Below are 14,277 nucleotides of genomic sequence, written 5' to 3'. Positions count from 1 at the left end.
CCGGCGCAACTGGTGCAACCGGCGCAACGGGCGCCACGGGCGCGACCGGCGATACCGGAGCTACGGGTGCGACCGGCGCGACGGGCGATACCGGGGCAACTGGCGCTACCGGTGCAACGGGCGCCACGGGTGCGACTGGCGACACCGGAGCGACGGGTGCTACCGGCGCAACGGGCGCCACGGGCGCGACTGGCGATACCGGAGCCACGGGTGCGACTGGCGCAACAGGCGCCACGGGCGCGACTGGCGATACCGGAGCCACGGGTGCCACCGGTGCAACTGGCGCAACGGGTGCGACTGGCGACACCGGAGCCACGGGTGCCACCGGTGCAACTGGCGCTACCGGTGCGACCGGCGATACCGGAGCCACGGGTGCCACCGGCGCAACAGGCGCTACGGGTGCGACTGGCGACACCGGCGCAACAGGCGCTACAGGTGCAACCGGCGACACCGGAGCCACGGGTGCGACCGGCGCCACGGGTGATACGGGCGCCACCGGCTCGACCGGAGCAACAGGTGCCACCGGCGCAACAGGCGCGACTGGTGCGACTGGTGCGACTGGCGACACCGGAGCTACGGGTGCCACTGGCGCAACGGGTGATACGGGCGCCACCGGCTCGACCGGAGCAACAGGTGCCACCGGCGCAACAGGCGCCACTGGCGCGACCGGCGACACCGGCGCAACGGGTGCCACCGGTGCGACTGGCGATACCGGAGCAACTGGTGCCACCGGCGCAACAGGCGCCACGGGTGCGACGGGCGCAACAGGCGCCACGGGTGCGACTGGCGATACCGGAGCAACTGGTGCCACGGGTGCAACTGGTGCGACGGGTGCGACCGGCGATACCGGTGCTACTGGTTCCACGGGTGCTACAGGCGCTACCGGCGCAACAGGCGACACCGGAGCCACCGGTGCGACCGGTGCAACGGGTGCTACTGGCGCGACTGGCGATACAGGGGCCACGGGTGCCACTGGTGCGACTGGCGATACCGGAGCGACAGGTGCCACCGGCGCAACAGGCGCCACGGGTGCGACCGGCGATACCGGAGCAACTGGTGCCACCGGCGCTACGGGTGCGACTGGCGACACCGGAGCAACTGGTGCCACCGGCGCTACGGGTGCGACTGGCGACACCGGAGCAACTGGCGCTACCGGCGCAACGGGCGATACCGGTGCTACTGGTTCCACCGGCGCGACGGGTGACACGGGCGCTACCGGCTCGACTGGAGCGACAGGTGCCACTGGCGCAACAGGCGCCACGGGTGCGACCGGCGATACCGGAGCAACTGGTGCCACCGGCGCTACGGGTGCGACTGGCGACACCGGAGCAACTGGCGCTACCGGCGCAACGGGCGATACCGGTGCTACTGGTTCCACCGGCGCGACGGGTGACACGGGCGCTACCGGCTCGACTGGAGCGACAGGTGCCACTGGCGCAACAGGTGCCACCGGTGCGACCGGCGACACCGGAGCAACGGGCGCGACCGGTGCTACTGGCGACACCGGAGCAACTGGTGCCACAGGCGCGACAGGCGCCACGGGCGCGACGGGCGCCACGGGTGCGACTGGCGATACCGGAGCAACTGGTGCCACGGGTGCGACTGGTGATACTGGGGCCACTGGTGCTACCGGCGCGACTGGCGATACCGGAGCGACTGGTGCCACCGGTGCGACAGGCGCCACGGGTGCAACAGGTGCCACAGGTGCGACCGGCGATACCGGAGCAACGGGTGCTACGGGTGCGACTGGCGATACCGGAGCAACTGGTGCCACCGGCGCAACGGGCGCCACAGGTGCGACTGGCGATACCGGGGCGACGGGTGCGACCGGCGAGACCGGAGCCACGGGTGCCACCGGCGCAACAGGCGCCACGGGCGCGACTGGCGATACTGGAGCAACTGGTGCCACAGGCGCGACTGGCGACACCGGAGCAACTGGTGCGACCGGCGCAACGGGCGATACCGGCGCTACTGGTTCCACGGGTGCTACAGGCGCCACCGGTGCCACCGGCGACACCGGAGCAACTGGTGCCACGGGCGCGACTGGCGATACCGGAGCGACGGGTGCCACGGGTGCGACTGGCGACACCGGAGCAACGGGCGCTACAGGCGCGACTGGCGATACCGGAGCAACCGGTTCGACCGGAGCTACGGGTGCCACCGGCGCGACTGGCGACACCGGAGCAACAGGTGCGACCGGCGATCCTGGCGCAACGGGCTCGACTGGAGCAACAGGCGCGACCGGCGCCACTGGCGATACCGGGGCTACAGGCGCTACCGGTGCAACAGGTGCAACGGGTGCAACCGGTAATACCGGAGCCACGGGTGCTGCCGGTGCGACCGGCGCTACGGGGGCGACTGGCGCTACCGGGTCGACCGGGGCAACGGGGGCCACAGGTTCCACCGGCGCAACTGGTCATACGGGCGCTACCGGTTCCACGGGAGCCACCGGCTCGACAGGTGCGACCGGAGCCACGGGAGCCACCGGTTCGACCGGATCTACAGGGCCGAAGGGCGACACCGGACCCAAGGGCTCGACCGGCGCCACGGGTGCGACCGGCGCCACGGGTGCGACCGGAGCGACCGGCGCAACCGGCTCGACCGGACCCAAGGGCGACACCGGACCCAAGGGCTCGACCGGGGCGACAGGTGCGACCGGCGCGACCGGCGCAACCGGAGCGACCGGGCCGAAGGGCGACACCGGACCCAAGGGCTCGACCGGGGCGACAGGTGCGACCGGAGCGACCGGCGCAACCGGAGCGACCGGGCCGAAGGGCGACACCGGACCCAAGGGCTCGACCGGGGCGACAGGTGCGACCGGAGCGACCGGCGCAACCGGCTCGACCGGACCGAAGGGCGACACCGGACCCAAGGGCTCGACCGGGGCGACAGGTGCGACCGGAGCGACCGGCGCAACCGGCTCGACCGGACCGAAGGGCGACACCGGACCCAAGGGCTCGACCGGGGCGACGGGTGCGACCGGAGCGACCGGCGCAACCGGCTCGACCGGACCCAAGGGCGACACCGGACCGAAGGGCTCGACCGGGGCGACAGGTGCGACCGGAGCGACTGGCTCGACCGGCGCAACCGGGCCCAAGGGCGCGACCGGACCTGCTGGCCCGACCGGGCCGACTGGACCTGCTGGTCCGACTGGACCGTCAAGTGGTCATCAAAGCACTATCGCACCGACCACGACCAGCGTTTCCGCGGCCTCGACCTTAAAGTCCAGCAAGGTCACGACGACCACCCTGGGGCTGAAGGACAAGACGCAGTTCCTGTCGTCCGGCTCCGGCAACAATGGCGGCGGCGATCATACGTCGCTGCGCTACCTGGTTGGCCTGGCGTCCAGCTCGGTTGCGACCGATCTCCTTAACGCACTGAACAAGATCAAGGGATTTGGCAACACCCACGATCAAGGTGGCGGAGCGAAGAACGATCCGACGCTGGACACGACCAAGTTCGGCGCGGGTCAAGCCGACACAGACCATACGGTGAAGTCGATCCTGAAGGATTTCCTGAAGCCGAATGGATGAACAGGGTCACGGAACCGGCGGCAACGGATAGCCGCCGGTTCAAGGACGGAACATGGAACGCGCGGGCTTCGCGAAAAGCGTCCCGCGCGTTCTTCATAGCGAACGCATACGGGAATATGACGCGCCGTGCCGACCTTTGCCCGCGTCGCCGCTCGCCCAGATAGCTGGCTCCATCACATCTGCGAGACCGCCCGAGAACATTGCTCTCGACTAAGCCTTTGCGATGGCTCTGTTTTTGTGGATCCTCGATTTCTTCCAGGTCGTTTGCGCCTAACCAGGAGTTGCAAATTCGTTAACAAATCCTCGATTCAACGTTTACAAATCAATAATTTTCTAATTCACTAATATGGTAACTTTTACATACCCGTTATGGCCCGTGGTTGCCGGGTTGCGGATTACTGTGGAGTTACGTTCGACGCGACTCTTTCGGTGGCGTCCATACCTGTCTGGGTGCGACGGATAGGTTTCATTTGCGGGAGTTGGCGAGAGCCGTCGATGGTCTATCGGCGGCCTTGGGGTGGAGTGCGTTATGTATCGTGTGACGTCGTGCGCGAACCGAGCCGATCTGGCCTTCGCCGAACTCCCGATTGATCCGCTGGCGAGCTTCGCCGGCAACATTTCTGGGGCCGATATGTCGGCCCATGGCGCTGCAGAAACGCGCCAGCGCCGGAGGGCGTCTCCACACAAAAAATGACTGATGCGGGTTCGACCCGGCCAGGCGATGAGAATGGTCTCGTCGTCGCAAGCGCGGTACGGCCGCTGCCACTTTAGGAGAGATTGATGAGCTACACAGCAGGGTTTGGCGCCATGGAAGTCACTGTCCGGGGCATCCTGCCGATCGGCGATACGACCGACAATGAAACCTATTTCATTGTGGACGAGGCCAAGGCCGCGATCGTCGGCCAAGTGATACTCCCCAAGGCGGTCAAACGGAGCCTGGCCGTCGCCATTACCGTGAAAGTCCCAAGCACTGCCGGTTCGTTCGCCATCGGCACGTTCGAGGACGGCGGCAAATTCGAGGTCGCAAGCTTCCTGCGCGTGGAGGTCCCCACCGGCGCCGTCGGCCCGGTCGGGCGATGACCGCCGTCCCCGCACTTCACGTCCGCGACGCTCGCCGAACAGCCCTGTGAGCGCTTTTTTGCTGAATTAATTTGAAGCCAACAGGAGCCAGTCATGGCCGCCCGCGCCTCTGAAATTCTCTTTGTGGATCCGTCAATCTCTGACATAGAGACCGTTCTCGGTAATCTGAGATCCGAAGTTCGAGCGGTCGTGCTCGACGGCGTGCAACCGGTCGCGCGGCAGATCGCCGCCGCACTCGCAGGCCATAGCGGACTCGAGGCTGTCCACGTCATGGCCCACGGAGCGCCAGGACGGATTCAATTCACCGCCGGCGCGTGGTCTGCCGCCACGGTGAAGCAATCTCCCAAGGATTTCGCGGCAATCGGCGAGGCGCTTGCCGCCGACGGCGAGCTGCGGCTGTGGAGCTGCGCGACGGCATCAGGGGTTGTAGGCGAGGCCTTCGTAGCGGCGCTGGAAGAGGCAATCGTCGCAGACGTCAGCGCATCCAGATCGCTGGTTGGCGCACCCGCCTTGGGCGGCACCTGGAAACTATCCGCACAGGCTGGAGCCTCCGCGCCTTTGCCTCCGCTGAGTGCGCATGGTGTAGCAAGTTTCACTGGTGTGCTCGCAACATCGGGCGATCTGACACTTACTGGGCTTATAACTTCTGGTAACGGAAACAATATTAATACGTACTATCTTGTCGATACAAACGGTACAGTTGGTAATACTGACGACACAGTCGTTGGTAGCTTTAACCTCCCATCCGCAGACAACGGAAAGGTTCCAACCTTTTCGGCAACTATTACAGTTCCGGACGTCACTCATACCTATCTCATTTACGACTCCGGCTTTCACCTATACGGCACTCTTACTCCTATCGACGCCGACCCCGGTACCCCGGGGGTCCAACCGACCAACCCACCGACTTATTCTTTCGTCACCACGCAAATCAACGAATTTGGGCCGGGCAATGATGGCAATCACTTTGCTGGGGGCACCATAACTGTAGCGGCCGGCGGCTCTCCCGGCCCGACTGGACCGACGGGCTCTACAGGCCCGACGGGTGCGACAGGCGCCACGGGTGCGACAGGCGCGACGGGAGCCACGGGTGCGACCGGTGCAACGGGTGCGAGCGGCGCAACCGGCTCCACCGGAGCTACCGGTGCAACTGGCGCCACCGGCTCAACCGGCGCAACCGGTTCGTCGGGCGCGACTGGCGCCACGGGTGCAACCGGCGCTACAGGCGCAACCGGTGACACGGGCGCTACGGGCGCGAGTGGCGCAACCGGTTCTACCGGTGCAACTGGCTCGACCGGTGCCACCGGCGCAACTGGAGCAACTGGCGACACGGGCGCCACTGGTGCGACTGGCGCCACGGGCTCGTCGGGTGCCACAGGCGCGACCGGCGCCTCCGGAGCAACGGGCTCGACAGGAGCCACGGGTGCGACCGGTGCCACTGGCTCGACCGGCGCAACTGGCGACACGGGCGCCAGCGGTGCAACTGGAGCTACCGGTTCGACGGGTGCCACTGGCTCGACGGGTGCGACAGGTGATACCGGAGCAACGGGTGCAACTGGCGCGACCGGAGCAACCGGTGCCACGGGTGCCACTGGCGCAACCGGCTCGACGGGAGCTACGGGTTCGACAGGTGCCACAGGCGCGACCGGAGCAACTGGCGACACAGGCTCGACTGGCGCAACAGGCGCCACGGGTTCCACCGGCGCCACCGGCTCGACAGGTGCTACCGGCGCCACAGGTGCAACCGGCGACACGGGCGCCACCGGTGCGACTGGAACCACAGGCTCGACGGGTGCCACTGGAGCAACAGGCGCCACGGGTTCGACCGGCGCAACCGGCGACACGGGAGCGACCGGCGCCACTGGAGCAACGGGCGCAACTGGTGACACGGGTGCCACCGGTGCAACTGGAGCTACCGGTTCGACGGGTGCCACTGGCTCGACGGGTGCGACGGGTGATACCGGAGCAACGGGTGCAACTGGCGCGACCGGAGCAACCGGTGCCACGGGTGCCACTGGCGCAACCGGCTCGACGGGAGCTACGGGTTCGACAGGTGCCACAGGCGCGACCGGAGCAACTGGCGACACAGGCTCGACTGGCGCAACAGGCGCCACGGGTTCCACCGGCGCCACCGGCTCGACAGGTGCTACCGGCGCCACAGGTGCAACCGGCGACACGGGCGCCACCGGTGCGACTGGAACCATAGGCTCGACGGGTGCCACTGGAGCAACAGGCGCTACGGGTTCAACCGGCGACACGGGAGCGACCGGCGCCACTGGAGCAACGGGCGCAACTGGTGACACGGGTGCCACCGGTGCAACTGGAGCTACCGGCTCGACGGGAGCCACAGGCTCGACCGGCGCCACGGGTGCAACCGGCGCGACTGGCTCGACAGGTGCGACCGGTGCCACAGGTGCGACCGGCGACACGGGCGCCACCGGTGCGACCGGCGCCACAGGCTCGACGGGTGCTACCGGAGCAACCGGTGCCACGGGTTCGACCGGAGCAACCGGCGACACGGGAGCGACCGGCGCCACTGGAGCGACGGGCGCAACCGGTGACACGGGTGCCACTGGCGCAACTGGAGCTACCGGCTCGACGGGAGCCACGGGCTCGACCGGAGCAACCGGCTCGACGGGTGCGACGGGTGATACTGGAGCAACCGGTGCCACAGGTTCGACCGGCGCAACCGGCTCGACAGGTGCTACCGGAGCAACCGGCGCTACGGGCTCGACTGGAGCAACCGGCTCGACAGGTGCTACTGGCGCCACGGGTGCCACGGGCTCGACGGGTGCGACTGGCTCGACGGGTGCCACTGGAGCAACCGGTGCCACGGGTTCGACCGGCGCAACCGGCTCGACGGGTGCCACAGGCTCGACAGGTGCAACTGGCGCAACTGGCGCAACCGGTGCCACAGGTGCGACCGGCGATACCGGAGCAACCGGCGCCACGGGCGCCACGGGCGCGACGGGAGCAACCGGTGATACCGGAGCAACAGGTGCCACCGGCGCGACTGGAGCCACAGGGGCAACTGGCTCGACGGGTGCTACCGGTGCCACAGGTGCGACCGGCGCAACTGGAGCAACCGGCGCCACGGGCGCAACAGGAGCAACAGGTGCCACCGGCGCGACTGGAGCCACAGGGGCAACTGGCTCGACGGGTGCTACCGGTGCCACAGGTGCGACCGGCGCAACTGGAGCAACCGGCGCCACGGGCGCAACAGGAGCAACCGGTGATACCGGAGCAACAGGTGCCACCGGCGCAACTGGAGCCACGGGTGCCACCGGCTCGACCGGGGCAACTGGTTCGACGGGTGCTACAGGCGCTACCGGGGCTACCGGTTCGGCCGGTCCGACCGGGTCTACCGGCCCCACCGGCTCAGGCGGTGGAACCGGCGATCACGGCGGTCAGCAGGGCAATAACGGGCACGGCAATGGCGAGCAGCCCGCGCCTGGCAACTCCGGCGACCACAACAATGGTGACAATGGCGCGCACAATGGCCAGGGCAACTCTGCCGGTGGCCAGGGCAACGGAAACGGAGGCGGCAACAAGGCCAATGTCACGGCCAGCACACTTGGTCTCAAGGACACCACGCAGTTCCTGTCGTCCGGTTCTGGAGGCAATGGCGGCGGCAATGGCGACTACACGTCGCTGCGTTCCCTCGTCGGGATGGCCGGCGGGTCGGTTGCGACCGATCTTCTGGGCGCCCTCGGCAAGGTCAGCGGGTTTGGCAACAACCAAGGCAAGGGCGGCGGCGCAAGCAACGACCCGAATCTGGATACGACCAAGCCCGGCGTGGGCCATACCGACAGCGATCAGACGGCCAAGTCGATCCTGAAGGATCTCCTGAAGCCGCAAGGGTAAGAACGAAATGCCGACCGGCGGCTAAAGGACAGCCGCCGGCTCAAGACGGAACATGGAACGCGCGGGCTCTTCAAAGGACGGCCCGCGCGTTCACCATGTGGAAGTAAGTGGAGTTGCGAGAGTCGCAAGGACGGCCCGCTCGGGGTATAAGGAAGTTGCGGGTGCCTTGGGCTAAGCGTCCCGGTTGAGGATGCCCCTGACACTCGTTTGCGTGCTGGAAGAAGAGTTCATGGTGAGCGTGCCCTCGAATCCTGGGATCAAGGCTGTTCCGGTGCCTGTCGAAGCCGATGCCGGCGTCGCCAAGGCGACCGCGAGCAGGGCAGCAGTTTTCGTCCCAGGCGGCCCGGCCGAGATCGACCATTTGAACCCTCGGCTGAGGGCGATGCTGCGAGCCGCCCGCTATCACGGCGTGGAGCTCGATCCGAACGATTTCAAAGGCGCCAGCGTGACCGCGGCGGACCTGTCCGAATGGGCTGGCAACGCCGGCATGTGGTCGCGTGCCGTGCGCATACGCTGGTCCCATCTGTTGCGCTTTCACGACGCTGGACCTGTCGTCCTTCTGCTCAGCGACGGTGGTGCCGTAATTCTCGCCGGAGCCAGCGCCGAACGGAACGTGGTCCTCCTCAAAAGCGTCGATGCGCCTGAAGCGGAAGGCCCCGTCGCAATCGATGAGTTGCGGCTGTCGCAGGTGTGGACCGGCGAAGCCGTGCTCTTGCGTGCGGCCCGCTCCTACATTCCGGCCGATGCGCCATTCACTCTCAAATGGCTGGCGGAACTCGTGCGGCTCGAAGGCCGGCCGTTGCGCGACATTGGCATCGCGTCCGTCACGCTCAGCGTCCTGACGATCCTGCCACCGCTCATCGTCATGACGGTTGTCAACAAGGTGCTGCAGTTCAACAGCATGTCGACGCTGGTGCTGCTGTCGGCGATCATTGGCGTCGTGTTCGCCTACGAGACGCTGCTTGGCCACGCGCGGCGCTTGATCATCAATGTCGTCGGCGCACGCTTGGATACGAAGCTGCAGCTGCATGTTTTTGGCCGGCTCCTGCGGCTGCCGCTCGACTATTTCGAACGACATCCGGCCGGCGAGACGATGTACCATCTCGCTCAGATCTATCGCATCCGCGAGTTCATGACGGGAAAGCTGCTGAGCACGCTTTTGGATTTGATCACGCTTTGCGTGCTGGTGCCGGTGATGTTCTATGTCAACAGCACGCTCGCCTGGATCGTGGTCGCCTGCGCCGTCGTGATCATGCTGATCATCCTGGCCTTCCTCAAGCCCCTACGCGGCAGATACAAGCAAGTGGTCGAGGCCGAGACCTGGAAGTCGGCCGCGATCGGTGAAACCGTCGTAGGGATCAAGACCGTCAAGGCGCTTGGCCTGGAGCCTCAGCGCAAGGCGCTTTGGGACGACCGGGTGGCGGAAGCGGGAAAAGCGCGCCTGGCGTTTGGGCGGCTTGCCAATTGGCCGCAGACACTGGTCACGCCGATCGAGCGGGTGATGGTGCTCGGCACCATGCTCATCGGCGCCTATCTGGCGATGAACGACAGCTCGGGCTACATGGTCGGCGGCCTGTTCGCATTCATGATGATATCCCAGCGCGTCGCGCAGCCACTGGTCGGGCTGGCGCGATTGGTCGAGGATTATGAGGAGGTCGGGGCGGCGATCGGCGAGGTCGCCTCGGTGCTCAACCGGCCGTCGGAAACGAGCTCGAACGCCGTCGGCCTAAGGCCAAAGCTGCGCGGACGGATCACGTTCAGCGACCTGAGCTTCAGCTACACCGGCACCAAGACGCCCGCGCTCGATCGTGTGAGCTTCGACGTCCCCGCCGGCACCATGTTCGGGATCGTGGGACGCAGCGGGTCGGGAAAGTCGACCATCGCGCGCCTCCTGCAAGGCATCAACCGTGACTATACCGGCTTCCTCAAACTCGATGGGGTCGATCTCAAGGAGATCAACTTGCGTCATCTGCGCAGGGGGCTCGGCGTGGTGCTGCAGGACAACTTCCTGTTCCGCGGTTCGATTCGTGACAACATCATCGCCGGCCGCAGCGGCCTTACGCTCTCGGATGCGATGCGCGCCGCGCATCTTGCCGGCGCCGAGGAATTCATCGAACGGATGCCCAACGGCTACGATACCTACATAGAGGAAGGCTCGCCCAATCTGTCCGGAGGCCAGAAGCAGCGCCTGGCCATTGCGCGTGCTCTCATTCACGATCCGACGATCCTCATCCTCGACGAGGCGACCAGCGCGCTCGACCCGGAGAGCGAAGCCGTGGTCAACGCCAACCTGATGCGCATCGCCAGCGGCCGCACGATGATCATCGTCTCGCATCGTCTTGCCTCGCTGACCGAGTGCGACCAGATTCTCGTCATGGACCAGGGCAAGGTGCTCGACGTCGCGCCGCATGCGACGCTGCTCGAGCGATGCTCCGTGTATCGCCAGCTGTGGTCGCAACAAAACCGGCATCTCGATGGACGAGGCGCTCGCCCCACCGTCGTACCGCCCAGGTTGATATGAGCATGTCTCAAGGACCGGTCAACCGATGAGCAGCACTTCTCTCACAGCTCCATCTTCGCGTTGGCGCATGAAGAGCCCTGACCCGACGACTCCGGCAATACTCGAGTTTCAATGGCCGTCGACTGCTATCGCCAATGCGCCCATACCCTTGGTAGCGCGCAGCATCGTATGGATCACTTTCAGCCTTGTCGTTGCGCTGATCGTGCTCGCATGGCTGATACCGGTCGACCAGGTGGTGACAACGCGCGGGCTCGTGGTTTCGCAATCGCCGAACATCGTCGTGCAGCCGCTCGAGACGGCGATTGTCCGCTCGATTGAGGTGCGCGAGGGACAGCGCGTCAAGGCTGGGCAGATACTGGCTCGGCTGGACGCCACCTTCGCATCGGCGGACCTTGCTGCACTGGCTACGCAAGTGTCGACGCTCGAGGCAGAGGTGGCCCGATTGAAGGCTGAGGCGGCGGGCCAGGCATTCAGCTACGATGGCCTGGATCCCAGTTGGACCCTGCAGGCGTCGATATTCGAACGCCGCAAGGCCGTCTATGACGCAAAGGTCGAGAACTTCGACCGCCAGCACGATGAACTGACCTCGGTCATCTCGCGATCGCAGTCGGACGCAGACGGCTACCGCCAGCGCCTGGCCGTCGCGGCTTCGATCGAGCAGATGCGCAAGCAACTCGAAGCGAGGCAGGTGGGGAGTCGTCTCAACACGCTGCTGGCCGAAGACAACAGCGCGGAGATGTCGAGGGCGCTCAGCAACGCCGAGCAGACCGCGGAAGCCGCCAAACGCCAGCAGGCCGCGGTGGCAGCAGATCGCGACAGTTTCATTCAGGGCTGGCGGGCCGAAGTTTCTCAGAGCCTTTCGGAGGCGAGCGCGCGGATGTCCGATGCCCGCGAACTGCTGAATAAGGCGAAGCTCCGCAAACAGCTGGTCGAGCTGAAGAGCGAGTCGGATGCCATCGTTCAATCGGTGGCGAAAGTTTCGGTCGGTTCGGTCCTGCAATCGGGTGAGCGCTTCTTCACGCTGGTGCCGGCTGACGCGCCGCTCGAGATCGAGACGAACATCGTCGGGCGAAGCAGTGGCTTCGTGCATGTCGGCGATCCGGTCGTCATCAAGTTCGATACCTTCCCTTATTCGCAATACGGTCTCGCCCACGGGACGGTACGGGCACTGAGCCCGGATTCATTTTCAGCGCAGGAGCAGGCGCGGGATCCGAACAACTCGCTGGCCATGCTTCCATCCGAGCCTTTCTATCGGACGCGGATTTCCCTCGATCAGGTTGCCCTGCATGGCGTGCCAGCCGGTTTTGCGGTTACGCCCGGTATGCCGGTCACAGCCGATGTCAAAGTCGGCCAGAGAACCGTGCTGAAGTACATCCTCGGCGCGATGCTCCCTGTCAGCCAGGAAGCGATGCGGGAGCCGTGATGGCCGGCAGCAGGTTTTCGACTGATGGCGATATTTGATCGGCTGGCAAGCATAGCTTCCCCGGCGGTCGCCTTTCGCCGGGCGATCAAACTTGCCGACAATGGCAGGGCCGCCGAAGCTTTTGCGCTGATGAGCGTCGCGGCTCGCGCCGGCATCGTCGAGGCGGAGTATCGAGTCGCTCGGAGCTACCTCGAAGGAACAGGTGTGCCTGCCAGTCGGTCGGAGGGCGCGCGCTGGCTCAAGCGGGCGGCCGAGCACGGGAACGTGGAAGCGCAATCGCTTCTGGCCGCCCTTTACGTGAGTGGGCTTGCGTCGGCGGAAGATGAACCGGGCGTTCAGTCACAACGCCTGTTCCAGCGCGACTCCACCGGCGAGCCGGACTTTGCAGCCGCGCTTGCCGTTGCGGAGAAAGCAGCTGCGGCAGGGTCCGCAGCAGGGCAAGCCATCCTTGGCTATATCCACACCAGCGGTCCAGAGCAGATGCGCGACGCAGATGCTGCACTTCATTGGTACGAGAAATCGGCTGCCGGCGGCTCTGCCGAGGGGGCTCTCGGGCTAGCCCTTTCGCTCGCGCGGCTTGGTGATCCTGCCAAACGAGGCATGATTGTGGGCGCCGTTCGGCAGGCCGCCGCCGCCGGCTTGCCGACCGCAATCTATCTCCTGGCCGTGCTGAATGAGCAGGGGATAGGCGTGGAACGCAATCTGCCCGAAGCCACCCGGCTCTATCAGGAGGCCGCGGAAGGAGGCTTGACCGCAGCTCAGTTCCGACTGGGGCTGGCGCTGATCGAGGGCGGACTTGTCGAACCCGACCCGGATGCCGGCGAAGCGTGGATGCGCCGTGCCGCGCTCGCGGGCAACGGCGAGGCAGCGTATCTTCTGGGCGAACGTTACGTGCAAGGCGGGAGACAGGACTTCGTAGAGGCTGCAGCATGGTATCGGAAGGCGGCGGGGGCCGGTCATCAAGCTGCGTCCCGAGCGCTGGCCTCCCTGTATCTTACCGGAAACGGTGTAGCGCAGGATTCGGAGGAGGGTGCCCGCTGGCTCCGAGCGGCCGCCGAAAGCGGAAACCTGGAGGCACGAACCGACCTCGCAAATCTCGTTCTTGAAGGGGCGGGCGAACCGGTCGACCGTGCAAGCGTTGCCCGCTGGTTTTCGGCGGCTGCATCTGCAGGCGACCTGGTTGCGGCGTTCAATCTAGGGCTCTGTTTTGCCAACGGCGTCGGCGTGAGCCAAGACGAGACACAAGCGGCGCAATGGTTGAGGCGCGCCGCCGAGGGGGTTCCCGAGGCCCAGTATATGTACGCGCGAGCCCTGCAAGACGGACGCGGTGTTGCGCCGGACCCAAAGCAGGCTCGTCTGTGGTACAAGCGGGCGGCCCAAGCCGGCTTTCCGGACGCGCAGGCTGCCCTTGGGGAAATGCTGCTCAACGGACGAGGTGGCTCAGCAGAACCTGCGGTGGCGGCGCGGTTGTTCGAGCGAGCGGCTCTCGCTGGTCATGTTGGGGCGATGTTCGCGCTCGGCGCCCTGTACGAGTCTGGCCAAGGCCTGTCTTTCGACCATAAGGCGGCACAGAAATGGTTTGTGGCCGCAGCAGAGGGTGGACATGGACACGCGCAACTGATGCTGGGGCGTTATCTCTCCAAGGGTACCGCCGGTGAGCGCGATCCCGCCGCTGCCCGCACTTGGCTCGAGCGGGCAGCTGCTCAAGGCGTCAACGAGGCCGCCGACGAGTTGGCCGAGATCGATTTGGCTTGATAACGTTCCATTGATTTCAAGCCTGATCAAATGTGGTTTGTGCCCATGGGGACCGTGTGGGTTCTGGAGATGTAGCGAACTGCCCCCTTACGCTTGATATT

The 14,277-nt window shown here is 66.0% G+C and carries 6 protein-coding genes; all 6 read left to right on the top strand.

The genetic code is table 11. The annotated features are described in order from the left end of the window. Positions 1-3,533: collagen-like domain-containing protein (locus DPM33_RS37420; protein ID WP_483466565.1), on the top strand; the 3,533-nt coding region annotated here is incomplete at its 5' end. Positions 3,534-4,313: 780 nt separating this feature from the next. Further along, the gene (locus tag DPM33_RS12380) at positions 4,314-4,613 is read left to right on the top strand and encodes a hypothetical protein (protein WP_146770230.1); all 300 of its coding nucleotides are present in this window, start codon (positions 4,314-4,316) and stop codon (positions 4,611-4,613) included. Between the two features lie 93 nt (positions 4,614-4,706). Continuing rightward, a complete protein-coding gene (locus DPM33_RS37415; protein WP_112097690.1) occupies positions 4,707-8,477 on the top strand; it encodes a DUF4347 domain-containing protein in 3,771 nt (1,256 codons plus the stop codon). Between the two features lie 190 nt (positions 8,478-8,667). After that, entirely contained in the window at positions 8,668-10,998 is a 2,331-nt protein-coding gene (locus DPM33_RS12370; protein ID WP_245442098.1) for a peptidase domain-containing ABC transporter, read from the top strand. A 67-nt stretch (positions 10,999-11,065) separates the two neighbouring features. Continuing rightward, positions 11,066-12,421, top strand: a complete 1,356-nt coding sequence (locus DPM33_RS12365; protein ID WP_245442097.1) for an HlyD family type I secretion periplasmic adaptor subunit — start codon at positions 11,066-11,068, stop codon at positions 12,419-12,421. 24 nt (positions 12,422-12,445) lie between these two features. Further along, positions 12,446-14,176, top strand: coding sequence for an SEL1-like repeat protein (locus tag DPM33_RS12360; RefSeq protein ID WP_112097687.1), 1,731 nt, complete (start codon positions 12,446-12,448; stop codon positions 14,174-14,176). Positions 14,177-14,277: the final 101 nt, after the last annotated feature.

The sequence above is a fragment of the Mesorhizobium hawassense genome (genome assembly GCF_003289945.1).
GTDB lineage: Bacteria > Pseudomonadota > Alphaproteobacteria > Rhizobiales > Rhizobiaceae > Mesorhizobium > Mesorhizobium hawassense.
This window is presented reverse-complemented; position numbering and strand designations above follow the sequence as displayed.